Origin of the sequence: Vibrio sp. SCSIO 43136, from assembly GCF_023716565.1 — a bacterium.
Classification (GTDB): domain Bacteria; phylum Pseudomonadota; class Gammaproteobacteria; order Enterobacterales; family Vibrionaceae; genus Vibrio.
On sequence record NZ_CP071849.1, the window covers coordinates 860,933 to 886,214 of the forward strand.

Consider the following 25,282-nt stretch of genomic DNA (forward strand, 5'->3'; position numbering starts at 1 on the left):
ATGTTTTGGGCTCTGATATCTATTTTTGCAATGCCGAATTTAACCACTGGTCGAATTGGCCTTTAGGTAGGGCGCCATTGATAACATCTACACGCTGACCATTTTTAAACACCATTACCGTTGGGATACTACGGATCTGATATTTCATCGCCAACTCTTGTTGCGCTTCTGTATCTATTTTTACAAAACGTACTTTACCCGTACGCTCAGCCGCAACATCTGCAAAAACTGGTGCAAAGCCCACACACGGATTACACCAAGGAGCCCAAAAGTCGATCACAATCGGCAACTCGCTTTGCAGCAATGCGTCGATGTTCTCCTTGGTCCCTTCGATTGGGGCTCCATCGAGTAAGCCTTGTTGGCATTTGCCACATTTCGCTGTATCTGAAATTCTTTCTAGTGGGATTTTGTTTTTGCTTGAGCAGTGGGGACAACGTGTAATAAAGCTCGTCATACTTCCTCTTTTTTATATTAGTTGTAGCTAATTTTTCCGTCATTGTAGCAGGATTGGTGTGATGGTCTAGGATGAAATGGATAACGCTTGGGTATTACCTATTCAAATAAAATTGAACTGTTTCAAACGATTTGTTGACGACATCATTGATACGTTTCAATTGTTACACTTTTTCTATATGCTTTGACCTTCAAAAATAACAACAAGGTGGGGACTGTATGTACGCCGAAATCACTGGCTGGGGAAAATGTATTCCACCAGCAACGTTGTCAAACAACGATTTGAGCACTTTTCTAGAAACCTCTGACGAGTGGATTCGTACTCGTACCGGTATTGAAAACCGTCGCATAAGCCATGTACATACTTCAGATCTTGCAACAGTTGCTGCTAAACGCGCTATCGACTGTGCAGGTGTCGATGTACAAGAGATCGATTGCATTATTGTCGCGACTTGTTCGCCAGACAATCTGATTCCTAATATAGCGTCAAAGGTGCAAGCCAATTTAGGTATTGAAACTGCAGCCTCATTTGATTTGAATGCGGCGTGTACAGGATTCGTATACTCATTGGAGATGGCAACGCGTTTAGTGCAGGCAGGCAATTATCGTAATGCATTGGTGATTGGTGCAGAGCGACTTTCGTTTTATGTTGACTGGACTCAGCGTGACACCGCTGTGTTATTCGGCGATGGCGCTGGCGCTGTTGTTGTAAGTAAGACCGAGAAAAAACTTGGCCTACAACACGCACAACTAGGCTGTGATGCTCAGGGCCGTGACATTCTGTCCGTCCCTAAATTTGGTACTGCAATGGATCGTTTTGCTGCAGATAATGGTTACTGGAGCTTTCAGTTCATTGGTAAAGAAATCTTCAAACGAGCAGTGAGAGGCATGGGTGCTGCGGCACATACGGTGTTGCAACGTTCGCAAATGACTACCGATGCTATCGATGTTGTCATTCCTCATCAGGCAAATATCCGTATCATTCAAACCCTTTGCGATCACGCTGGAATTAGCCAAGATAAAGCGTTTGTGAATATTCAAAACTACGGTAATACCTCCGCAGCAACAGTCCCTATCGCACTTTGTGAGGCGGTTGAACAAGGTAAGATCAAACCGGGTGACAATATTCTCACCGCAGCATTTGGCGCAGGTTTAACCTGGGGTGCAGGCCATATTATTTGGGGTGACAGGGTAACTCCAATCAAAGAGTCTGATGCAAAACTGCCTGAATGTGAGCAAACTGCGTTAGAACTTCTAGAACAGGCGATTGAATACTGTAAATCTAAAGCCTAGCGATAACTATGATATCTAGAGCCCAGTCATATTGACTGGGCTTTCTTTTAGCTGATAACCACACCATCAATAGTGATGTCTTCAACAGGCATATCTTCATGACCAAATCGGGTACAAGTTGGAGTATTGGCAATAGCTAGCACAATATCCATGCCAGTCACGACTCGACCAAACACAGCATATCCATAGCCATGATTTGTCGGAGCGGTGTGATCAAGGAAATCGTTGTCAGCGACGTTAATAAAAAACTGCGCCGTTGCCGAGTGAGGTGCATCAGTTCTTGCCATAGCAATGGTACCTAACACGTTTTTTAGATCAGAACTGGCTTCATTTCTAATAGGAGCATGGGTACCTTTCTCAACTAAGTTGGTTGCAAACCCATCGCTTTTTAATTCATGGCCGCCACCTTGGATCATAAACCCTTCAATGACGCGGTGAAACAAGGTCCCCTGATAAAATCCCTCTTTGCAATAGCGTATAAAGTTCTCGCAGGTGATTGGAGCTTGTGAAGTATAGAGCTCGATTTCAATCTTTCCTTTCGATGTCGTGAGAGTAATCATTAGTATCGTTGCTGTTGTGGTTGGGGCGGCTATTATAGTGATTCCGCACAAGTCTTAACATCGATTTTGGCAAGTGAAAGCCGCTATGTTCGGGAAAGCGTTTGACTCCCATGATGAATTGCACAACACTTGCGGGGTCAAACCTAGATAAAGAGAAACTGCATGTCAAAGCAACTAGACCAAGCTCAAATCGATACCATTAATAAGTACGATGCAGAGCAGCGACTTAAGTACTGTGTGAAAGAAGTTGTGGCTAACCGTGAAATCTGGATTCTGACCGATGAGCACGGCTGTGTGATGCTAAATACTGAAGACGAAGATTGTGTACCAGTGTGGCCAAATCAAGAATTTGCCGCCGCTTGGGCGACAGGCGAGTGGGAAGCGTGTAAACCAGAAGCGATTTCTCTCAACAAGTGGCATAGTCGCTGGACTTATGGCTTAGAAGACGACGAACTGGCAGTGGTGGTATTCCCAAATGAAAGTGAGGAAGGCGTTGTACTGTTTCCTGACGAATTTGATTTTGAGCTAAAGAAAAAATCAAGATAATCCAGTCCATCAGATTCAGAGGAAGCGAGTTAGCTTCCTTTTTTCTAATCACTGTTATCAAACCTCTGGTTCAATATACCCATAATTTCTGTATTGGGTATTAATCACTTAACTAGAAAATTCAAATACTTTTTCCTCGCAGTTTGACTATCTCAATTTGGTATCTCACACTCAAATTATAGAACTATTAATGTGAAATAACCGATGAGTCAGATGGTGTCCTTTCTCATGCACCTCGTTTAGATTGGTCTGCACAGTTAAGTGTGGGCTTATTTTGCTGCCCGTTACAAAACAGGCTTTATGACTCATGTTCAGCATTGGCTGCAAGGAGTATAAAGTATGCTTTTCAAAAACACGTCGCTCAAATGGAAGCTGGGTATTGGCACTGGTGTTCCACTAGTGTTGCTTGTCTTTCTATCCATTATTTCAATTCGCAGTTCTGATATGCAAGTGGGCTCGAGTGCAATGGTGGACCATACCCATAAAGTCATCGAGCACGCGCTGCAAATAGAAGCCGCTGCAGTCAATATGGAAACTGGCATGCGAGGATTCTTGCTAGCTGGAAAAGAGGATTTTCTAGCTCCCTACACCCAAGGTAAGCAAGACTTTTCAAAGCGAGTTAATGAGCTAAAACTCACTGTGAATGACAACCCTGCTCAGGTGAGAAGACTAACTGAGTTGGAATCGACGATAAATGATTGGGTAACACAGGTCACCGAACCAACCATAGAACTTCGTCGAATCATTGGGGACGCTAAAACCATGGATGATGTAGCTGACATTATCGGTGAAGCGAAAGGTAAAGTGTTTTTTGACAAGTTCCGTGAGCAAATCGGCACCTTTGAACAGCGGGAGCGAGTACTGCTCGAACAACGCAAAAATGTTAGCGAAGCCAACCACCAAAAGAGCGTAACCTTGCTCGCTCAAATCAATAATGCGGGTACCGTCAATACTTTCAAATTTAATCAACTTAACCGAGCGATGGATGAGTTGGCCAGCGCAACTCAGCGCGTGTCTCATAGCTACGATGTCATCGAGAAGAACCAACAACTGTTATCCGCCGCCGTAGACATGGAGACTGGGATGAGGGGCTTTTTGCTTTCAGGGCAAGCGAGTTTCTTAACACCATACAATGAAGGCCGTAAGCGTTTTGATTCCATTTTAAATGAACTTAAACAGACCGTAGCCGATAACCCCGCACAGGTGACGCTTCTTGAAGAGATGCAAACAACGATCAATGAATGGGATACTGTTGTCGTTAAACCAAATATTGAGCTGCGTACCATTATTGGTGATTCGAAAACCATGAATGATATGGCCAAATTGGTGGGTGAAGCTCGCGGTAAGGTCTTCTTCGATAAGTTCAGAAACCAGATAGCTGAGTTTATTAACGTGGAGAAACGCCTGATGGTTGAAAGGCAGGCTGCAGCGGTCGATGCGGCGGAAAATGCAAACACTACTATCGTGACGGGAACACTGATGGCGCTGATATTTGGAGTGGGTGTTTCGTGGGTGGTATTTCAGTCAATCTCAACACCAGTTGCTCAAGTTGCCCAAGGACTTTCAGAACTCGCCAATGGTAACCTGACTCATCAGATCACGGTAGAAACCACCGATGAAATCGGCACTATGGCCGCAAGTTATAATCAGGCGGTAACGAAAACTAACCAAGTAATGAAGCAGGTCTTAGAAACAACAGAGCAAGTCGTGTCCGAATCTCAGACTATTACCGAAACCAACAATTTGATGGCAAGTGATCTTGAAGACCAGTCTCAGCAGGTGACTCAAATTGCTTCAGCAATTGATCAAATGTCCCTGAGTATTCAGGACGTAGCGCACAAGTCGGCGGATGCTACGTTAAACGCCAAGCAAGCGGGCGAAAGTGCGAATACTGGTGGTGAAGTGGTAGAAAGTACTATTACAGGAATGAATGCTATAGACACCGCAGTAACGGCGTCTTCGGCGAGTGTGTCTGAACTTGGTAAACGTGGAGCTGAGATAGGTGATGTGATTAACGTCATCAATGACATTGCAGAGCAGACGAATCTCTTGGCGTTGAATGCGGCTATCGAAGCAGCGCGAGCGGGTGAAGCTGGTAGAGGGTTTGCTGTGGTGGCCGATGAAGTAAGAGCACTTGCTGATAGAACCACAACAGCGACCAAAGATATTGGTGAGTCAATCACCTCAATTCAGCAAATTACACAGCAAGCGGTTGAGAAAATGGCGTCGGGGGCACAGCTGGTTCAAGAAGGACTCGGTTATGCATCTAAAGCAGGCAGCAGCTTAAGTGATATCGTGTCAGGCGCTGAAGATGTTGCGAGCAAAATAGATAGTATTGCCGCTGCGGCAGAGCAACAGTCACAGGCTAGTAGTGAGATAAGCCAAAGGATCGAAAGCGTTGCCCAAGTTTCACAAAGTTCTAACGCACAGGCAAATAACGCCGCAGCGTCCGCGCAGGAACTAGCACAAAGAGCTGAAGTGTTGAGATCGCTAGTTAATCAGTTCAAAGTCTAAAAGCAAAAAAACCGTAGCCTAATGGAAAAACACCAGAGCAAATAACGCTCTGGTGTTTTAGTTTTAACGATTGAGAGTGATGACGGCACTCATTTATTGCATGGGATCACTGATTAGCAAATAGATAAGTTCGGTAGCCACCAAGTAGGTTGCGAGCTTTGTAACCATTATTGACTAATTGGCGATATGCTACGTTACCACGTAACCCAACCTGACAGTAAATCACAATCTCCTTGTCTTTTGGTAGTTCGTTCATGCGTTGGCGCAATTGATCAACAGGGATGTTGATAGCACCTTCAATGTATCCGACATTTTCTAGCTCACCCGGATTACGAACATCAAGTAACAACTGGTCTTCATTGAGGTTGTCTATCTCATCAAAATGAATGGCCTTGCTATCTCCTTTTATAAGGTTGCTTGCAACAAAAGCAGCTTGGTTAATCACGTCTTTAGCACTGCCATAAGGAGGGGCGTAGGTAAGCTCTAGATGTTGTAACTGCTCGACCGTCATCCCTGCGCGTTGAGCGACAGCCATGACATCAATACGTTTATCAACACCATCTTTACCGACAGCTTGAGCGCCTAGAATTTTGCCGTTTTCAGGGTCAAACATCATTTTAAAAGAAACGATCTCAGCGCCAGGGTAGTAGCTCGCATGGCTCGCTGTGTGAACGTAAACTTTTTCATAAGTGATGTTTTCACGTTGAAGTTGCTTTTCGTTTTTACCCGTAGAGGCGACAGCCAGATCAAAGATCTTACAAATAGCGGTGCCTTGTGTGCCTTGGTAGGTTTCTGATCTGCCAAGCATATTGTCCGCAGCCATTCGGCCTTGACGATTGGCAGGTCCCGCTAGTGGTACTAGTGTTTGGTTGCCAGTTACAAAATCTTTTTCTTCAACCGCATCACCGACGGCGTAAATACTCGGATCGCTTGTTTGCATCATTGCATTCGTATAAATACCGCCTAGATCTCCGATCTCAAGTCCAGCATCACGAGCTAGGGTGGTTTCCGGTCTAACGCCTATCGCCATGATTAACACGTCGGTGGTTAATTGCTCACCGTTGTTTAGGCTTAAGTTCAATGAACCTTTTAGGTGCTGTTTGTCTTCGCTTTCGCCAGCATCGACACTTGCTACATGCTCGTTTGCCACGTACTCGACCGCTTCTAGTGCGACACCAAGTTTTAAATCAATTCCCTTTTGGAGGATTTCTGCATGAGCAAAACCTGCCATTTCGCGATCGACAGGGGTCATTACCTGATCGGCCATTTCAACAAGCGTGGTTTCAATTCCCAACTGATGAAATGCTTCCATCATTTCGAGCCCGATGAAACCCCCACCAACGACGGTTGCGTGTTTCACTTGATTCATTTGAATTGTATTAATGATCCTATCCATGTCTGGGATATTGCGCAGTGAGTGCGTTAATGGGTTATCGATACCAGGAATAGGGGGCATTACAGGTGCAGCACCTGGGCTGAGTAGCAGGAAGTCATAGCTTTCTTGGTACTCGCTACCGTCGAGTCTATTTTTGATCGTGACCGATTTTTCATGGCGATTGATGGCGGTCACTTCACTCATGGTGCGTACATCGACATTAAATCGTGCTAGGAAGCTTTGTGGCGTTTGCAGCAGAAGTTTGCTTCGCTCTTGGATATCACCTCCGATGTGGTAAGGCAGTCCGCAGTTTGCGAATGAGACAAACTCACCACGCTCAAACATGATGATTTCAGCGTCTTCACTTAAACGGCGAGCGCGAGCCGCAGCAGAAGCACCACCAGCGACGCCACCAACGATAACGATCTTTGTCATTACATAACTCCGATAGGTCTATCAACGACCAATGATTATTTGAAACCTAATTTTTTCAAAAGGATAGAAGCTGGGCAGAAACCTGTAAATGCGCTTTGAATCAAATTGAGCGCGATGAACACGGTAAACCAAATAAATAGTGGGCTAACCAACTGAGTCAACACCAGTGAGAGTAACACCATGCTTCCTGCTAGAACTCTAATGCTGTTATCAAGTGTCATCGTTCCATCCTCCTGTGTGATTTGAATAAACCATACGCCATTAAATTAGCGTTGTCTAATGTTTATTGCATTAATTTAGAAAAAACTAAATAAGTGTTGACTGTTATCGCTTATTTAGCTAAAACTAATTTAGCTGCAAGTTAAAGGGGGAAGGTTATGGACCTTATAAGTATGAAAGAAAATGCGACTCAAGTATCTGAAATATTGAGGATATTGTCGCATCCTGAACGTCTGATGGTGCTGTGCCAGTTAATAGACAAAGAAGTTGGTGCTGGAGAGTTGCAAGCTAACTCTTCTTTAGGGCAGTCGGCTTTTTCACAGCATTTGACGGTTCTTCGTAACCATAAACTGGTGGATGTACGCAAAGAGTCTCAACAAGTCTTCTATCGACTTGCTGACCCAAGAATTGAGCAATTGATTGAAAATCTGCACGCTCTATTTTGTCAACAAGCCAAAAAATTTTGATAACACCGTTAGATTTAACCACGTAAGACTAGCGGTTCTAATTTTATGTTTCGCATTGCTCATCAGGCAATTGGTTTCAGCGTTAGGCATGGGTTCCAATGCGAAATTTTGGAGGAAGAATGGAAAACAAACCTAGGCTTGGATTTGTTCATCGAACAATGAACAGCTTTTTCCCGCCGATACTGATCATTTTGGCGCTTGCTCTAGGAGCAGTTGCACTTTGGTTAACGCCAAAAGAGGAAGACCCTCAAATCGTCGTACCGATGGCTGACGTATTAATTGAGGCGCCGGGCTTGAGTGCTAAGCAGGTAGAGAAGCAAGTTACGGAGCCGTTAGAGAAGCTATTAAGCCAAATCGATGGTGTGGAGTACGTTTATTCCGCATCCATGGAAAACAGCGCTCAGGTGATTGTCCGCTTCTATGTAGGAGAGAGCCGTGAAGATGCTTTGATAAAGCTTTACAACAAGCTTTACTCAAATCAAGACAAAGTCCCATCATCAGTGACTAATTGGATGATAAAGCCCGTCGAAATTGATGACGTGCCTATCGTTGTTGCCGCACTCCATTCGACCAATCCTGAACAGGTCGGTACGTATGAATTGCGACGACTTGCACAGCAAGCAACCCAAAGACTGAAATCTTTAAAAAACACCAACCTTGTCGAGGTCTATGGGGGAGAAGCTCGTAATATTGAAGTAGCGCTTGACGCCAGTGCAATGGCGAGCCGGAATACTACCATTGATGACCTTCAAAACGCATTTTCATTGAGTCATCAAAAGCTAAGTGCAGGCACTACACAAAGGGCAGATATTCAGTTTGAAGTTGAGTCAGGTCAGTATTTTAAGAATTCTGAGGAACTTGGGTCGTTAGTGGTCAATGTGGTTGACGGTAAACCAGTTTATCTAGCTGATATAGCAACGATTCGAGATGGCGCTGAAGAAGCGCAAACCGATACTTGGCTACGTTTCGGACCTGCAAGCGGGAAAAGTGACGAGAGTTATCCTGCAGTGTTTATCTCCGTGGCTAAACAAAAAGGTGCAAATGCCGTTTCGGTTGCACAAGATGTCTTGGATGAGCTGAGTGCGATTCAATCCACGTCGCTACCAGAAGGCGTGGAAATAGAGATCATTCGAGATTACGGCCAAACTGCCAACGATAAAGTGACAAACCTCGTTTCAAGCTTAGGTATTTCAATTCTTACCGTGGTTGTTTTTGTTGGGTTGTTTCTAAACTGGCGCAGTGCGTTGGTGGTAGGCATTGCTATTCCAATCAGCTACGGCGCAGCTCTGGGGATGGACTTAGCATTTGGCTACTCAATTAACCGAGTCACACTGTTTGCTTTGATCCTTGCGCTCGGCTTGATCGTCGATGATCCGATCGCAAGTATCGATAACATTGAACGTTATCTGAAACGTAAGGATCTTACTCGTACTAAAGCCATCGTCCTTGCAATGGCTGAGATCCGTAGTGCGCTACTCATGTCGACCGTTGCTATCGTGATTGTTTTCACTCCAATGTTCTTTATAACCGGCATGATGGGCCCTTATATGGCGCCACTTGCGTTTAATGTACCAATCAGTGTGGTGTTTAGTACTGTCGTGGCGTTTATGATTACTCCGTGGTTGGCGAAAAAAATATTGAGAGCGGCACAAGACCAAGGCGAGTACCAAATAGAAACAACGCTGCTTTACAAGTTTTACGATAAGTTACTCACACCACTGCTCGCGAGTCGACGCAAAAGTTGGATGTTCTTATTGCTGGTGGCTGGTCTATTCGTAGGCGCTGCATTGCTCCCTGCTATGCGATTGGTCCCACTAAAGCTTTTGCCTTATGACAATAAAAACGAGTTTCAGCTTATCGTCAACATGCCTGAAACCAGTAGTTTTGTAGATACTTCAAACACATTGAGGGAGTTTTCAGACTATTTAGTCACGGTACCTGAAATTTCGTCTGTATCTGCGTTTTCTGCGGAGCCTTCGCCTATGGATTTCAATGGCATGGTGAGACACTACTTCATGCGCCACGAAAGCTATCAAGGTGAGTTAAGAATTGTATTGGCTGAGAAAGATCGTAGAGCGATGCAGTCGCATGAAATTGTCACCAGAATCAGAGCAGATATTGAAGCGATAGCATCTGAAAACAACGCAACCGTACAACTGGTCGAAGTTCCGCCGGGACCGCCTGTGATTGCCACATTAACAGCAGAGGTTTACGGCAGCGAAACAACAGATTATGGAAGGCTTCAAGAGCAAGCGAAGGTCGTGGTAGAACGACTCAAGCGTGAAGAGTTTGTCTCTGAAGTTGACAGCTCAATAGAGGGTGAAACTCAGGTTTGGCAGTTCATTGTCGATAGAGAGAAAGCCGCATTGTCTGGTATCTCTGTTGCTGACATCAATCGTACTATCTCGGCGGCCAATAATGGCTTCCAGTTAGCCACCTTAAAGGCGGAGCGAGAACTCGAACCACTAGCGGTAACTTTAAGATTGCCTAAAGGTGACCGAGACCAACTTGATCAACTGTTGTCGCTCTATGTTCGTGGTCAGCAAGGCATTGCGAAACAATCGATTGATGGAGCTCTGGAAACCACACCATCCCCTTTGGTGCAACTGTCTGAACTTGGTGAGTTTCAACTACGAAGTAAAGACCGCACCATTTACCACAAAAACTTAAAGCCTGTGGTCTACGTGTATGCTGAAACGGTTGGCCGAGTGCCGGGTGAAGTGATTGCTGATGTGTTGTCCGATGAAGGAGAAGCGGCAAGTGAGCAACGAGTACCATTGTCGGAACGTCACTATCTAGCAAATGGTGCAGGAGATGGTTGGGCTGTTGATCAAGATATTGAAGTGGTTTGGTCAGGCGAGGGTGAATGGAAAATCACTGTTGATGTATTCCGTGATTTAGGAATTGCTTATGGAGCTGCGCTATTAGGTGTGTTCATCGTAATGCTAGTACAAACGGGTCTACCTGCGGTATCTGGCATTATCATGCTAGCGATCCCACTAACAGTGATCGGTATCATGCCGGGATTTTGGCTGCTCAATGTTATGGGCAGTGAAATTAATGGCTACCCAAATCCTGCCTTGTTCACTGCAACGGCGATGATTGGCATGATAGCCTTGGCGGGTATCGTTGTACGTAACTCACTGGTTCTAATTGAATTTATTCATCAGTCACTTGCTAGTGGGCAAGAGTTACATAGAGCCTTGATTGAAGCGGGTGCGGTGAGAATGCGTCCTATATTGCTGACTGCGGGTACAACTTTGTTGGGTAATATCGTTATCACCTTAGACCCAATATTTAACGGACTGGCTTGGGCAATTATTTTTGGTATCACAGCTTCGACGGTATTTACCTTGGCGGTCATTCCTGTGGTGTACAACTTAGCTTATCAGAATGTGAAAGGACATGGTCTACCAACCGTGTCGGAGGAATAAAAACATGAAGTCTTCGAAACTTTTATTAGGTGGTGTGCTGTTTGCTCTACTGGGGCTGTTATTCCTGTATATGGCGGGTTTCTTTACTCCTAAGATTGCACAGCAGGAAGAAAAGAGCTCATCGGTCGATACCGATTCGGTTCAGTTAGTAGAATTAGCCGCAAAGAACACTAGTGTATATCGTGAATTTACTGGCACTGTAGGTGCAGAGCAAAAAGCGATCTTATCTGCTCGTTTGACTGCCAAAGTTGCTGAGGTATTGGTTGATGTAGGTGACGTTGTCACTCAAGGTGATGTGTTGATGCGTCTTGAGAGTGATGATCTCGATGCTCGTGTGATGCAAACTGAGCAAGCTTTGTCATCTGCTCAAGCTCAATTGAATGCTTCACGTAAAGAGTTTGACCGTGTTAATGAATTGGTGAGCAAAAAGCTGCTTCCACAGTCTGAGTTTGATCGTGTCGAGAGCCAGTTACAGTCGGCCACTGCGAACTTTAAGCAAGCTCAAGCAGCAGTATCGGAAGCGGAAACTACCTTCGGATTTAGCATAATTACAGCACCTTTTAACGGGGTTATTACGCAGAGACCAATTAACCAAGGCGACACGGCATCCCCAGGTGCGCAATTGCTCAGTATCTATAATCCCGACTCTTTACAGTTAGAAGTTGATATTGCCGAATCTTTAATCCGTAATATCTCTTTGGGCAGTGAGTTAGAATTTGTGCTACCTACGTTTGAAGTTGCTGGGGTTGGTCAAGTGGCAGAGATTTCACCTGCTGTAGACAATACCTCTCGCAGCTTCTTGGTGAAACTAGACCTAAACGAGGTGAATCAAGTCTATCCAGGTGTTTATGGCAAAGTAAAAGTGCTGAGTCATCAAGAGCCGGTATTAACCTTGCCTAAAGAAGCGCTGTATAAAGTGGGGCAATTAGATTACGTACAAGTGTTAGAAGATGATGTACGCAGAACTCGACTGGTTCAGTTAGGTCAGGACAATCGAGTTAGAAAAGGTGTTAAGGAAGGCGAAAAGGTAATTTTGCATCCGCTGGGTTACTAGGGCCTTAATCGATAACGCCACGGCAAATAATACCGTGGCGTTTTTTATTATTGGAGTCGGACTTAAACACGCCTTAGTAACCGAAAAATCGAGCCCATTTACACCAGACTTGTTGAAGTCCTTCGCGATCGCCAAGAACAAAATGCACTGCTTGTCCCGGTTTAGCTTGGGCAAGCCGTGGTAAGTCGATTCTGGCGACACAACCCAATTTCGGGTATCCACCGATGGTTTGTCGGTCATTAAGCAGGATTATTGGATTACCGTCAGGCGGAAGCTGAATCGATCCTAACGCAATACCTTCTGAAATCAGTGACTCATTCGGTGGGTTGAGATCAACCCCTTTAAGACGATATCCCATACGGTTAGAGGATTGGTCAACGATAAACTCCTGGCTAAAAAATTGGGTTTTAAAGTCCTCTGAAAAGTGACTGTGTTGGTAGGACTCAATCACTCTTAGCCTCAATGGAAGATTGTAATCTGGAGTGAAGCGGAAAGTGACTTTTTTCGACCTAACATTGGCAGTTTGGCGCTGGCTAAATCCAATAATGTCACTGGCTTTTAAGCTCTGCCCATCTTGATGTAGCCCGCCAAGTAGATCTTTTGGCACAGTAGAATTGCTACCATAGTGAGTCGGTGCATCAAACCCGCCTTCTACGGCCAAATACGCTCGCAACCCGTTACGGGGTAACCCAAAAGTGAGAGTTTGGCCTTTTTTGGCACTAAATCGTGACCAATTACAGATAGGTTGTCCATCAAGCTTAGCCTGAAGATCGCCACCACAAATGGCAAGGTTACAATGGGACAAGATTTTGAATGCCGCCTGACCAAGCGTGATCTCAAGGGCTGTACTGTTGGTAGAGTTACCTAAAAGATAGTTTGCCCAACTGTAGGCGTAGTCATCGACAGGGCCTCCTTGAGTAATGCCGAGTTGACTCAATCCGAATCGACCGAAATCATGCAGCAAGCTCAATTGGCCAGGCTTTAAAACTTCTATTGCTCCCATAACTCACCTCCTAGCTCAAGGTATTCTTGTTGTGAGATAGAAACGAACTGTACAGTATCACCGACTTCAAAAGGGCTTATGACTTCAGAGTCTGGTCGGTAGAGCGGGATAGGGCAATTACCAATAATGTTCCAACCGGCAGGTGAACGCTGCGGATAGACCGCCGTTTGAGTTTCTGCGATGCCGACACTTCCTGCTGGCACATAGTTCCTTGGCGTAGCGTGTCTCGGCATTGCTATTTCAGGCTCTACTGACGCTAAGAAGGCAAAACCAGGGGCAAACCCCATGGCACAGACGGTATAGTTTTGCCGGGTGTGAATTTCAATGACGTTACTGGTTGATAATTGACGACTTTCAGCGTAGCGATCAAGGTCAGGGCCGACGCTAACGTCGTAGTAAACGGGAAGCTCAATGGTTCGTCCCTGCGTGCTTGGCTGATCTGATATTCGGCTAGCCAGCGTTTCAAGTGCAGTACACATTTGAGCTTCCGAAATATAAAACGGTAAGTAGTCAACCAGTATCGTGGTATAGGACGGGGTGACATTCATCAACACATCGCCCAACTCCGCTTGGATCTGGTGGGCCAGAGAGGCAATTTTGATTGCGTTGCTCGGTGCAATTTCGTTGGCTAGAGTAAGCAAAATACTGCACTCAGCGATAGGTTCTATTCTGGCTTTGGTCACATTACCCCCGATTAGCATTCAGCGCATGGGAAAGGCGTTCAATCGTTGCAATGCTTTCTAAGTTATCGCCGTGAACGCATATAGTGTCTGCTTCTATTGCAATTGCGGTGCCATCAATACAAGTCACGCTGCCATAGTTGGCTATTTGTAACACCTGATGGTAAATATCATCTTGTTTGTGATGAACTGCATTTGGGTGTGATCTCGGCACCAGTTGCCCATTGCTTTGATATGCTCTATCGGCAAAGGCTTCAAACAGTAGCGGTACATTATAGCTGTCGGCCAGTTCCAGTAGCTGATCATTGTTGCCAGCTAACACCATGAGAGGCAATTGTAGATTCTCAGCACTCGCTAAGATAGCTTCAAAAATCTGAGGACTTTTCATCATGTCGTTGTACATGGCGCCATGAGGTTTAATGTACTCAACTTTCAAATCGTATAAATTGGCTAATGCTTGTAAAGCCCCAACCTGATAGGTGACTGCATGGGTAATTTCATCGGGTGTATGTGGTATGGAACGTCGACCAAACCCTTTGAGATCTTGATATGATGGATGCGCCCCGATGGTAACATCGTATTGGCGAGCGAGTTGTAGGGTATGGGCCATTACGTCGGGGTCGGAGGCGTGGAAACCACAAGCAACGTTAGCCATGTCAATCCAAGGCATCACCTGTTCATCACTTCCCATCTTCCACGCACCATAGCTTTCACCCATGTCGCAGTTAAGCTTGATTATGTCCTTATTCAAACTCGTGTCCTTTTGTCACTTGATCCTTTTATCCTAGAGCAAATTTCGAGGTGAGTAAGTATCAAAACTGCGTAAATCATACAAAGTTCACTTATTTAGTCGCTGTAATCACTAGGAATTTTTTTCAGCTTGACTAAACTAGAGCCAAACCAGTTGGAAGGGTCAATAATGAACGTATTAGTAACCGGTGGTATGGGCTATATCGGAAGCCATACCTGTATTCAGATGATTGAAGCGGGAATGACGCCAATCATTCTAGATAACCTTTATAATAGTAAAGCCAGTGTATTGGAGCGCATCGAGAAAGTTTCTGGTGTGCGTCCACTGTTCGTGGAAGGGGACATCCGCAATAAATCTTTGCTTGTTGAGACGATGAAAGCACATCAAGTGACGGCGTGCATTCATTTTGCGGGCTTAAAAGCGGTAGGCGAGTCGGTTGAAAAGCCACTAGAGTATTATGACAACAACGTACATGGCTCACTTGTATTAGTAGAGGCTATGCGTGAGTCCGGCGTGAAGACTTTAGTGTTTAGTTCTTCCGCAACCGTGTACGGTGATCCTGCATCAGTACCGATTACTGAAGATTTTCCAACCAGCGCAACCAACCCTTATGGCCGAAGCAAATTGATGGTCGAAGAGTGTTTAACTGATTTCCAAAAAGCTAATCCCGACTGGAGTATCACTTTGCTCCGCTACTTTAACCCGGTTGGATCACACCCGTCAGGTGAGTTAGGTGAAGATCCACAAGGCATCCCGAATAACTTGATGCCGTTTATTTCTCAGGTTGCTGTAGGCCGTCGTGAGTTCTTGAGTGTGTTTGGTAACGATTACCCAACAGTAGATGGTACAGGCGTGCGTGACTACATTCATGTGATGGACCTGTCTGATGGGCATATAGCAGCGCTTAAAGCAGTGGGTAACAAAAATGGCCTGCATATCTATAACTTAGGTACGGGCAATGGTTCAAGCGTTTTGGAAATGGTGAAAGCGTTTGAAAAAGCATCTACGACCAAAATTCCATATAAGCTTGTAGAACGCCGTCCTGGTGATATTGCAGAGTGCTGGGCTGATCCAGCTAAAGCACAGAGTGAACTTAACTGGAAAGCTAGTCGTACTTTAGATGAAATGACTAAAGACACTTGGAATTGGCAATCAAAAAACCCTCAGGGTTATCCCGAGTAAAAATGTAACAAAAGAGGCGCTAGCGCCTCTTTTTTGATCTAAATCGAGATTTTTTTAATTTTTTCGAATTGTTGCTTTTTATTTGAGCGGTAACTGCTAGACTAACGTCGATGCTTAATTCACAGGGTTAATAAACAACTTGTTAACTTTTGTGTCTTAAGTGATTCATAATTGATATTTGGGGTACATTATGGAACTTGCGCTGATCTTCGCATTCATCGTGGCAGCTGTCGTGATGGTAAGAAAAGAGAAGTTAGAAAACTAAGTCTACTTGTTAGTTCATTGATTCACTTTTTGATTACTTTTTATGAACTTAACATGTTAAAAAGCCAGCTTGATGCTGGCTTTTTTGTTTTTACTTTTTCTAAATTTTATTAGAAGAAGTATTCGACGCTAACCGACCAGTTACGACCCGGCTGAGTATAACGATCAACACCTGTGCTGGTGGATGTACGACCTGCTAGATCATCAAACAACCAGTATTTGGTATCGAAAGCATTAAATAGACCAGCACGCAGAGTAAGATCATACATTGGCTGATAATATGCAGTAAGGTCTAGCGTTGCATAACCTGGTACCGTTAGATTATCTTCAGTTTCCCAACCTGTTTTAGCTGCGGCCATGTTGACACTGGCGATACCACCAAAGTTGTTGTCATAGTTGTCATAACCGAGACCGAAAACACTCTTAAGTGGCGCAATGCTATCTAGAGTTTTACCTGTCGCTAGGTCTTTGCCAACAGTATGGGCAATCGAGAACTTAGTGTAGACACCACGTGGTGCACTAAACGCTTCATCCATTAATACTGTGGTACCAAATTCAACGCCACTGATTTCAACTTTATCTAAGTTAACTTTTTCGTAAATTGGACGGTTGTCAGACGTTGTTTCACCCGTGTTTCGTGTAGTGATGAAATCATCATATTTGTTGTGGAAGCCAACAAGCTCGAACTTTGCGAGTTCATTGCTACCACGAAGACCGATTTCGTAAGAAGTGCTTCGTTCAGCTTTAAGATTAGGGTTTGGAGCGATGTACGCACCACTGTTATAGAAGTAGTAAAGATCTTCTACCGTTGGGGCTTTAAATCCTTGGCTGATTTGAGCGAATGTACTTAGGTTTTCATTTAAGTGGTATACCGCACCGATTTTGCCTGTGAATGCCGAATCACTGTTCGACTCGTACTCTGTAGTAAACCCATCAGTTGTACTTGGATCAGCGCTGAACGAATCGTAACGAAGGCCTGCATTCAAAATCAGACGGTCATCAAACATAAAAATTTGGTCATTGATGAACGCTCCCCAGTTAACCAGTTTTGAGTTAGGGATCTGAGTAGAGCCTGGCTTCGATGTACCTTTGTCTAGATAGTAATCGGTATTTTCTAGACTATAATCCATTTTCTGGTACGAACCACCGTAACTGAATAGGTGATACAGAGTTTCGGCTTCTATGACTTTGTTTGCCTGAAGATCAAACTGATAAGATTTATCTTGGGCTGTGCGTTCACGTAAGCGATTACCGTAGTTAAACATTGGGCTCGACGAAGTTACAAGCTCGTAGTTCTTGTTGATCGTCTCGTGATCTTGGTAGTTGAGTGACCATTTAATGTCATCTGCAAACACAGCATTTGCAAGCCATTCATGTTCAATACCTACACGCATACGAGTATGGGTATCTTCAGCTCGGTTGTTGTTATAGAACAAGAAACCACCAATGTTGGTATTGTCCTCTGAACGAGTTGCTTCGTCGTACTTATTTTGATGGTATTCAATGGTAGCACCGATACGATGTGCATCATTTAATTGATAGTACGCCTTAGCAAGTAGATTGCCGATTTTCTTGTCTGCTGGGTTAGCTAGACCACGGCTGGCACCATCGATATCGTCGCCTGTATGATGAGCTTTAGTTTCGTTGCCGTCTGCGTAAGTGAGCATAAGCAGCGTTTCTAGCTGATCTTTGCGAGCAGCCCAAGTAACAGTATTCTTGAATGTGTTGTCTGCAGAAGTGTAACCAGACTTGATGCCAAAGCGCTGTTCATCACCATCAGTTTTAAGCACATCGCTAGGGTTTTTCGTTCTAAGAAGAACTGCACCACCCAATGCATCTGCACCGTAGATACTTGAAGATGGTCCCTTATTTACCTCAATAGAAGCTAGAGTGTCTACTTCGAATGCATTTGAATAGTGGCGTTGTTCTGCTGCACCTGGATTGTATGGTACGGCTTGCTGAACACCATCTACCATTACTTTGACACGGCTTCCATCCATACCGCGAATATTGAAGCTGGAGATACCAAAGCGACCAGTTCCATTCACCTCAACACCAGGGGTGTATTTAAGTGCTTGTTTTAAATCAGTGGCCATAGCATTATCGATATCATCGCTTGATACCTTTTCAACGGTGGCAGAAACATCCTTGATGTCTTGCTCAATTTTGGTCGCCGAAACAACGACTTCGTCGAACACAATGTTAGACTGAGCAAAAACTGGTTGGGAAAGAGCTAAAAGAATACAAGAAGTCAAAAGTGGCTTCTTAAAATTATTATGCGACATATATTATCCATCTTCGTCGTAGTGTTGAACGAGACGGAGTGTATTGGATCTAAATGATAATAACTATCGTTATTGTTATCACTTAATGACTATTAGTTGGTAGCTATGAACGGTTTGTTTTCATTTAAGTCCTAATTAACAGTCACTTAAGTTAATTGCGGATAGTTCATTAGTTGATTTTACAAAATCCCATAATGTGACATTGATCGCATTTGGTTCTCGTGGAGCTTTAAATGAGTAGTACGATTACATTGGAAGCGTTGCATATTTTGGATGCGATTGAGAGACGTGGCAGTTTTGCTGCTGCTGCTCAGGAGCTAAATAGAGCACCTTCTTCATTGAGTTATCAAATCCAAAAACTCGAACAAGACTTAGATTTGGTGATTTTTGATAGATCTGGTCATCGTGCAAACTTTACGGAAGCAGGAAAGCTACTGCTTGAACGAGGGCGATTACTCATTAGTGCAGCGCAAGATATGGTATCGGACGCTAACGTGGTTGCCCATGGTTGGGAACTTGATCTGACAATTGCACATGACGGCATCATACCAGTATCTACGTTCTTTCCATTGGTGGAACATTTGGGGGCAGTTAGTAAGACGAGAATAAAGCTGCAAGAGGAAATATTGGCTGGGGGCTGGGAAGCGCTAGCTACGGAACGAGCCGACTTGTTGGTATGCCCTCGTCCAGAAACCGTGCCTCAAGATGTGAAAATTGAGCCCATTGGCAAGATATCGATGACATGGGTTGCTGCACATGACCACTATATCCATAAACGGAAAGGAAAACTCGATCCGGAGGCACGGAAACGTTACAGGGTAATTGCTATCGCCGATACCGCTCGAGATGCGCCGACACTTAGCTTTAATATACTGGATGAACAACCAGTGCTAACCGTGACAAACTTTCACGCCAAAATAGAAGCACTGATTGCAGGAATTGGAATAGGTACCATCCCTACACATATAGCCGAGCGATTGATTGAACAAAATCTTTTAGCGCCAATCGCAGCGACAGAAAGCGCAGAGCTAGATGTCGTATTGGCCTGGCGACGCAACAAAATGGGTAAGAGTAAGTCATGGTGTATCCAATACATCAAAGAGCATTGGAAACTCGATTACTCATTTAAAGGCAGCCTCATATCGGCTACACCATCTTCGAATTGAACATCAATTTCAAAACCCATTCTTTGGGCTAGGGTGAGCATGCCGCGATTAGACGGCATGGTCATTCCAGACATTTGTTTGGTTCCTCGCACTTTGCAATAGCTGATGATTTTTTCCATTAGCACCTTGCCCAATCCAATACCTTTTAAGTCTGAACGGACTAATATTGCGAATTCAGCATCAATGTTTTGGGGGTCTGCGAGTGCACGAGCAACACCGATAATCACCTCTTTGCCTTGATCCACTTTGGTTGCGACGAATGCCATTTCGCGGTTGTAATCGATCTGAGTGAAATTGGCTAGGTCTTCGTGATTAAATTCACCTACATCGCTAAAGAAGCGTTTATATAAATCTTCCTTGGAGACTTGATGAATAAAATCCGCATGCTTAGGCTCATCCTCAGGAAGAATAGGGCGTAAAAGGATGTCACTGCCATCTTTTAGTGTTATATGCTGCTCAAACTCGACAGGGTACGGGCGGATGGCAAGCCTTTGGTGTTGATGGCCTTGATGTGGCGCCAGTTTTAGATCTGCATCTAGGATAGTGAATTGGCTACCAGACGCTAATGCTGGATGGATATCCAGTTCTATGATTTCAGGGCAATCGATCACCATCTGTGAAATTCTTACTAAGAAGTCACAAAGTGCTGGAATATCTACTGGGTTTGGGCCTTGCTGAAGTCTGAGCTTACCCGATTTAACGGCTCTAACGACTAAGTATCTAGCGAGGGCTGTATTCAGTGGTGGTATAGCGACCGCAGCATCTTTCGCAAGGTCCCACTCTATGCTGCCTTCACCAAGCATTATCACTGGTCCAAATATAGGGTCGGTGTGTACTTTGACTCGGATCTCTTGACCGCCGCTCCGTTGGGCCATTCCTTGAACCAACAGCCCTTCAATCAAGGCTGCTGGGTAAGCTAAAGCCACTCGATCTTTAATTGCTTGCGCTGCGTTGGCCACTTCGGTGCTGGTTCTTAAGTTCAGCATTACCCCGTGAACCTCGGATTTGTGCGCTATATCTGGAGAGCGGAGTTTAACTGCGACGGGGTAGCCAATCTTTTCGGCAATATGGACAGCTTCAGTTGGGTCTGAACATATCCACGTAGGAAGCACCTCAAACCCGTAGGCTTCTAGTAAAGGTGCGAGTTGGTGAGTATCTAAACTTACTCTTTTTTCAGATAACTGTTTTTTTATCCAGTATCTAGATTGTTCTAGACCTTGTGCATCTATTTGACCAGTTGAAACCGGAGTTTCCATCAACTGGCGCTGGTTACGGCGGTACTCGACGAGGTGCATGAATGCGATAACAGCACTTTCTGCGGTGCGATAGGTTGGAATACCGGCTTCGGTGAATAATAACCGAGCTTCACGGGTAGTTTGCTCACCGCTCCAATTGGTAAGAATGTTAAAGTGGCGTTTTCTAGGATGTTTCTGGATACAATCGATGATTGCTTGCGCCGTTTTTGTCGACTTTGCTATTGCTGACGGGCTATGCATGATTAGCAACGCATCGAACTCATCGCTGTCTAGCAAGGTCTCAATAGTTTTAATATAGCGGGAGTTATCGGCGTCCCCAATAAGGTCGATTGGGTTAGATTTCGACCAACTTTCTGGAAGGTGTTGATTGAGTTTAGAAATCAACTCATCAGAGAGCTTGGCAAGCTTTCCTCCTCGTTGAATTAGAGTATCCACAGCCATCACTGCTGGGCCTCCACCGTTAGTGACGATGGCGAGTCTTTCCCCTCTAAGTGGTACCGCATGAGTCAATGTTTCAACTGCGGCAAATAGCTCATGAGTGTTGCTTACTCTCAGCATGCCCGAACGACGTATCGCAGCATCATAGACCACATCAAGACTTGGTAATCCACCAGTGTGTAAGATGGCGGCCTCTTGACCTTCCAAGGTACGCCCGCCTTTGAGAACCAGGATCCGGCGATTACGACTCGCAGCCCGAGCTGCAGAAATGAAAGCACGAGCATCCTTGATGGAGTCGATATAGAGCAGTATTGCTTCTGTTTTGCTGTCGGTACATAAAGTATCTAATAGTTCTGGTACATCGATATCTCCAGCATTTCCTAAGGAGATAAACGAAGAGAAACCAATGTTCTTGTCATTAGCCCAATCAAGCACGGTTGTACAAACTGCCGCAGATTGTGAAATAAAAGCGAGTTTTCCACGTGACGCCGTCACGGGTGAGAAGGAGGCGTTAATGCCAGCCCACGGTAAAATCACCCCCAAGCTGTTTGGCCCGAGCACTCTTATGTTGTGCTGTGTGGCTATCTCTAAACAGGCCTGTTCGATAGTTTCGTCTTGGTCAGTCTTTTGGTACATATCGGATGACAGAACGATAACGGCGCCAATACCTTTGGACGCTAACTGCTTAAAGAGTTCGACATTTCTAGAGGCATGTGTACACAAAATGGCTAGATCAGGGATGATTGGCAGTGCATCAATGGAAGGATAGGAAAGCACCCCTCGAACAGATTTATGCTTGGGATTTACCGGCAATATTGCTCCAGAAAAACCACCTTCTAAAAGGTTTTTCATGACAATTTTACCAGCACGATGAGGTGAATTTGATGCGCCTATCACGGCGATAGAAGAAGGCTTAAGTAGTTTGTCTAATCCGTTCATCGTTATCCTCATACGCAGCTTGACCTAATCAGTCTAAATCAATCCTACGAAGAAAAACGAAACCTCTTAATGCTATGTGATCCTAGCCAAGCTTATTAACAGATTAGTTGATGCTTCTTTATCCAATCTCAACCGTTCGTTAAATTATTGTGTGCCAAATCCCGTTATAGACTAGAATAAACGTTACTATGCCCTTGATTCCCAAGCTATCTATGGGCATCCTTTAAAAAGTTTAACCAGATATCGAATCAATATGAAAAAAGTCACTATCATTGCTCTATCTATGCTACTCGCAGCATGTGCTTCTGATACTTATGAAAAGGGAGTAACCACTGAGTCGTATAGAGAAGATTATCAAGTCGATACCATTGCAGCGCCTCTAATGGCTGAAGAAGCAAAGCAAGATATCAAGGAAGAAGCGATTGTGGCTTCAAAACCTGAACCAACGGAGCAAAAGCCAATGAAGGCTGCTCCTGCGCCAACCAAGAAGAAGGTTAAGATCCTTCCTCCGACAGAAGAACATTTGAAGATGAATCCGCGCTATGGGTTCACCATCCAAGTCATTGCAGTAGATAGCGAAGCGAAACTGCCTAAAGTTGCAGAAAAGCTTCCAAATGGCCAACCCGTGTGGGGCAACTACAAGCTGGTTAATGGTACCAAGTGGTACACAGTATTATACGGTGATTATGCATCTCGCGCTGAAGCGAAAGCGGCGATTGCTAACCTTCCAGCGGAGTTTAGAAAGCTAAAACCGTTCACTAAGAGCATTGATGATATTAAGAACTCTGCGTATCCAACATTGGACAAGCTGAAATAGTATTGATCACGAAAAGGGGCTTTTAGCCCCTTTTTTTATTTGAGTTTGCTGCATATGTGACCATGCGAGCTAAATCACTTCGTTATTGACGCTTTTTTTACTGAATCTGATCCTCTAAAGCATTAAACTCAACTGTAAAATCGTTTCTTCATGGAAATTACGGAATGAAACAACTGAATATCTTACTTCTGTGCGGTGGTGGCTCTAGTGAGCACGAAGTATCGCTGTTATCAGCTAACTACCTACAACAACAACTTGAAATCTCACCTAACTTTAATGTTATCCGTGTTGAGATGAACTCTCTGGATTGGCGACTAGAAAACGGCGTCAAAACCGAACTTGATATCGCACATGCTTCGATCAAAGGTGAGGACCATGAGATCCATATTGATTTTATCGTTCCGTGTATTCATGGGTTTCCAGGCGAAACAGGTGATATCCAATCAATGTTCGAGTTAGCTAAGATCCCATATCTTGGTTGCGGAGCTGAAGCTAGCACAAACAGTTTTAACAAAATCACTTCTAAGCTTTGGTACGATGCGCTCGGAATCGCTAATACTCCATATCTTTTCCTTACTGAGAATAATGAAGAGGCGATTGAGCAAACTGAGCAGGCGTTTAATCAATGGGGCAAGATCTTTGTTAAAGCGGCACGCCAAGGCTCATCTGTAGGTTGTTACCCAGTTTCTAGCATTGAGGAACTTCGCCCTGCAGTTGCCAACGCATTTAACTACTCCGAGCAAGTATTGGTAGAGAAAGCAGTAACCCCCCGCGAACTTGAAGTCGCGGCTTATGAATATCAAGGCAAACTTGTGGTGACTAAACCCGGTGAGGTTATTGCTCCAAGTGAAACTTTCTATTCTTATGAAGAGAAATACAGCTCTGACAGTCATTCTGTGACACATGTTGAAGCATCTGACTTAACACAAGAGCAGTTGAATACCATCGAGGCGTATTCTCTGAAAGTGTTTAAGCACATGCAGCTTAAAGATTTATCGAGAATTGACTTTTTCTTGACCGAAGATAATGAGATCTATCTAAATGAAGTGAATACCTTCCCAGGTATGACGCCTATCTCTATGTTCCCTAAAATGGTCGAGCACAGTGGATTAGACTTCGCTGAGTTTTTGAGAAGTGCCGTTGAAACTGCCTTGGAAGCTTAATCCCAAGGCCTGATCTTAATAAACTTCAATTGTTCAGCTTCGGCAATACCAGCACGTTTTAAGTATTGTGCTGGCATTACCGGGCTGTTCCACCGACCAAATTCTTGGATCTCTTTCAGTTTTAATCCTTGTTTGGCCAGCTCCATTGCAGCGCCAGCTCGACTCGATTGCCCACCAAAACGCATGTTGTAGCCTAAGTTGAGCAAATCACTGGCATTACGGAAAATGCGATAAATGGAAGAGTCGTTTAGAGGAGCAAGTAAAATATTCTGGTGTCGATCCACTCGGCAAAATAAAGGTCCCTCGACATGTGTACGCTCGGATAACCAGCGATTCAACCACTCAATACTCAAATCACTCAGGTTATAACATTCAGAATTAAGCTGTATTGCAATAACAGAATCATTGATTGTTAAGTCGTCATAGTTTAATGATCTGATTTCGTTTCGCTTTAATGCACATTCCAATGCAATGCCATACAAGGCCATATCCCTTGCGTCTTTACTTTCATATCCGTTAGAAAATAGCTCATTAAGCGCCAAATAGTGTTTGTTTGTAAAGGCGTTTGAATGTCGAGCATCATCCTTTTTAATGACACGGACATTCGACATAAACAGTTTTACTTGACGATGATTAGTAGGCTCTGCGTATCCATGTAAACGATGAACTGTCGCTAAGCTGATGAGACTACGTTTAATTGAGGCCAACTTCCTAGTTCGGCACTGGCTCTCCAAAAACAGCAGCAACGTATTAACGGAGGCGGGTAGGGTAGCTTGATTAGTTTGTGATACAAACTCTACAAATCGGTTCCAATCATTAGTCATCGATTTTAGAGAGTTTATCGAGTAGTTATGACTAGTCAATTCGGCCATATCAGCAACATCGATAGGATAAGAGAATTTAGCCACACTTTTTTTTCTAAGTGACGGTTCACTGATAGGTGTACAAATTTTTTTCATATCTAATGCACTATAACTAGACATATTTA

Annotated in this window: 20 protein-coding genes; 10 read left to right on the plus strand and 10 right to left on the minus strand. The window is 44.3% G+C overall.

Annotation, left to right across the window (positions count from 1 at the left end):
• Positions 1 to 19: 19 nt before the first annotated feature.
• Positions 20 to 454 carry a thioredoxin TrxC gene (trxC, locus tag J4N39_RS18730; protein WP_252026763.1) on the minus strand — a complete coding sequence of 145 codons (435 nt, stop codon included), beginning with the start codon at positions 452 to 454 and terminating at the stop codon, positions 20 to 22.
• 218 nt (positions 455 to 672) lie between these two features.
• Here trxC and J4N39_RS18735 point away from each other — a divergent pair, with 218 nt between their 5' ends.
• Entirely contained in the window at positions 673 to 1,746 is a 1,074-nt protein-coding gene (locus J4N39_RS18735; protein ID WP_252026765.1) for a ketoacyl-ACP synthase III, read from the plus strand.
• 47 nt (positions 1,747 to 1,793) lie between these two features.
• On the opposite strand, the gene J4N39_RS18740 is transcribed toward J4N39_RS18735, so the two are convergent.
• A complete protein-coding gene (locus J4N39_RS18740; protein WP_252026767.1) occupies positions 1,794 to 2,306 on the minus strand; it encodes a peptidylprolyl isomerase in 513 nt (170 codons plus the stop codon).
• Between the two features lie 162 nt (positions 2,307 to 2,468).
• On the opposite strand from J4N39_RS18740, the gene J4N39_RS18745 reads away from it, so the two are divergent.
• On the plus strand, positions 2,469 to 2,852 hold the full coding sequence (locus tag J4N39_RS18745) for a DUF2750 domain-containing protein (protein ID WP_252026769.1): 384 nt from the start codon (positions 2,469 to 2,471) through the stop codon (positions 2,850 to 2,852).
• 339 nt (positions 2,853 to 3,191) lie between these two features.
• Positions 3,192 to 5,366 (plus strand): CHASE3 domain-containing protein, encoded by a 2,175-nt coding sequence (locus J4N39_RS18750; RefSeq protein WP_252026771.1) that lies wholly within the window; start codon positions 3,192 to 3,194, stop codon positions 5,364 to 5,366.
• 106 nt (positions 5,367 to 5,472) lie between these two features.
• On the opposite strand, the gene J4N39_RS18755 is transcribed toward J4N39_RS18750, so the two are convergent.
• Complete coding sequence (locus J4N39_RS18755; protein WP_252026773.1) at positions 5,473 to 7,176, minus strand: FAD-dependent oxidoreductase; 1,704 nt, start codon at positions 7,174 to 7,176, stop codon at positions 5,473 to 5,475.
• Positions 7,177 to 7,211: 35 nt separating this feature from the next.
• Positions 7,212 to 7,397: a YgaP family membrane protein gene (locus J4N39_RS18760; protein WP_252026775.1), complete on the minus strand. Its 186-nt coding sequence runs from the start codon at positions 7,395 to 7,397 to the stop codon at positions 7,212 to 7,214.
• Between the two features lie 156 nt (positions 7,398 to 7,553).
• On the opposite strand from J4N39_RS18760, the gene J4N39_RS18765 reads away from it, so the two are divergent.
• From J4N39_RS18765 to J4N39_RS18775, 3 genes are all read left to right on the plus strand, one after another.
• Complete coding sequence (locus tag J4N39_RS18765; RefSeq protein WP_252026778.1) at positions 7,554 to 7,862, plus strand: ArsR/SmtB family transcription factor; 309 nt, start codon at positions 7,554 to 7,556, stop codon at positions 7,860 to 7,862.
• A 119-nt stretch (positions 7,863 to 7,981) separates the two neighbouring features.
• Positions 7,982 to 11,296 (plus strand): efflux RND transporter permease subunit, encoded by a 3,315-nt coding sequence (locus J4N39_RS18770; RefSeq protein ID WP_252026780.1) that lies wholly within the window; start codon positions 7,982 to 7,984, stop codon positions 11,294 to 11,296.
• 4 nt (positions 11,297 to 11,300) lie between these two features.
• Complete coding sequence (locus tag J4N39_RS18775; protein ID WP_252026782.1) at positions 11,301 to 12,350, plus strand: efflux RND transporter periplasmic adaptor subunit; 1,050 nt, start codon at positions 11,301 to 11,303, stop codon at positions 12,348 to 12,350.
• Between the two features lie 73 nt (positions 12,351 to 12,423).
• Here the strand turns inward: J4N39_RS18775 and J4N39_RS18780 are convergent, their stop codons facing one another.
• Genes J4N39_RS18780 through J4N39_RS18790 form a run of 3 tightly spaced genes read right to left on the minus strand, consistent with a single transcriptional unit; the run spans position 12,424 to position 14,751 of the window.
• Entirely contained in the window at positions 12,424 to 13,353 is a 930-nt protein-coding gene (locus tag J4N39_RS18780) for a 5-oxoprolinase subunit C family protein (RefSeq protein WP_252026784.1), read from the minus strand.
• The gene (gene pxpB, locus J4N39_RS18785; RefSeq protein WP_252026786.1) at positions 13,341 to 14,036 is read right to left on the minus strand and encodes a 5-oxoprolinase subunit PxpB; all 696 of its coding nucleotides are present in this window, start codon (positions 14,034 to 14,036) and stop codon (positions 13,341 to 13,343) included. Before pxpB ends, J4N39_RS18780 begins: the two co-directional genes overlap by 13 nt.
• 1 nt (position 14,037) lies before the next feature.
• Complete coding sequence (locus J4N39_RS18790; protein WP_252026838.1) at positions 14,038 to 14,751, minus strand: 5-oxoprolinase subunit PxpA; 714 nt, start codon at positions 14,749 to 14,751, stop codon at positions 14,038 to 14,040.
• Between the two features lie 201 nt (positions 14,752 to 14,952).
• Between J4N39_RS18790 and galE the strand changes: the two genes are divergently transcribed.
• Entirely contained in the window at positions 14,953 to 15,966 is a 1,014-nt protein-coding gene (galE, locus tag J4N39_RS18795) for a UDP-glucose 4-epimerase GalE (protein ID WP_252026789.1), read from the plus strand.
• Between the two features lie 374 nt (positions 15,967 to 16,340).
• Here the strand turns inward: galE and J4N39_RS18800 are convergent, their stop codons facing one another.
• Positions 16,341 to 18,515: a TonB-dependent hemoglobin/transferrin/lactoferrin family receptor gene (locus J4N39_RS18800; protein ID WP_252026791.1), complete on the minus strand. Its 2,175-nt coding sequence runs from the start codon at positions 18,513 to 18,515 to the stop codon at positions 16,341 to 16,343.
• A 233-nt stretch (positions 18,516 to 18,748) separates the two neighbouring features.
• Between J4N39_RS18800 and J4N39_RS18805 the strand changes: the two genes are divergently transcribed.
• A complete protein-coding gene (locus tag J4N39_RS18805) occupies positions 18,749 to 19,681 on the plus strand; it encodes a LysR family transcriptional regulator (RefSeq protein ID WP_252026793.1) in 933 nt (310 codons plus the stop codon).
• On the opposite strand, the gene J4N39_RS18810 is transcribed toward J4N39_RS18805, so the two are convergent.
• Complete coding sequence (locus J4N39_RS18810) at positions 19,633 to 22,314, minus strand: bifunctional acetate--CoA ligase family protein/GNAT family N-acetyltransferase (RefSeq protein ID WP_252026795.1); 2,682 nt, start codon at positions 22,312 to 22,314, stop codon at positions 19,633 to 19,635. The two genes, J4N39_RS18805 and J4N39_RS18810, sit on opposite strands and share 49 nt — an antisense overlap.
• Positions 22,315 to 22,567: 253 nt before the next feature.
• On the opposite strand from J4N39_RS18810, the gene J4N39_RS18815 reads away from it, so the two are divergent.
• Both J4N39_RS18815 and J4N39_RS18820 read left to right on the plus strand, forming a co-directional pair.
• Positions 22,568 to 23,131: an SPOR domain-containing protein gene (locus J4N39_RS18815; RefSeq protein WP_252026797.1), complete on the plus strand. Its 564-nt coding sequence runs from the start codon at positions 22,568 to 22,570 to the stop codon at positions 23,129 to 23,131.
• A gap of 164 nt (positions 23,132 to 23,295) precedes the next feature.
• On the plus strand, positions 23,296 to 24,294 hold the full coding sequence (locus J4N39_RS18820) for a D-alanine--D-alanine ligase (RefSeq protein ID WP_252026799.1): 999 nt from the start codon (positions 23,296 to 23,298) through the stop codon (positions 24,292 to 24,294).
• Here J4N39_RS18820 and J4N39_RS18825 read toward each other — a convergent pair.
• Positions 24,291 to 25,277 (minus strand): tyrosine-type recombinase/integrase, encoded by a 987-nt coding sequence (locus tag J4N39_RS18825; RefSeq protein ID WP_252026801.1) that lies wholly within the window; start codon positions 25,275 to 25,277, stop codon positions 24,291 to 24,293. The genes J4N39_RS18820 and J4N39_RS18825 overlap by 4 nt on opposite strands.
• Between the last annotated feature and the right edge of the window lie 5 nt (positions 25,278 to 25,282).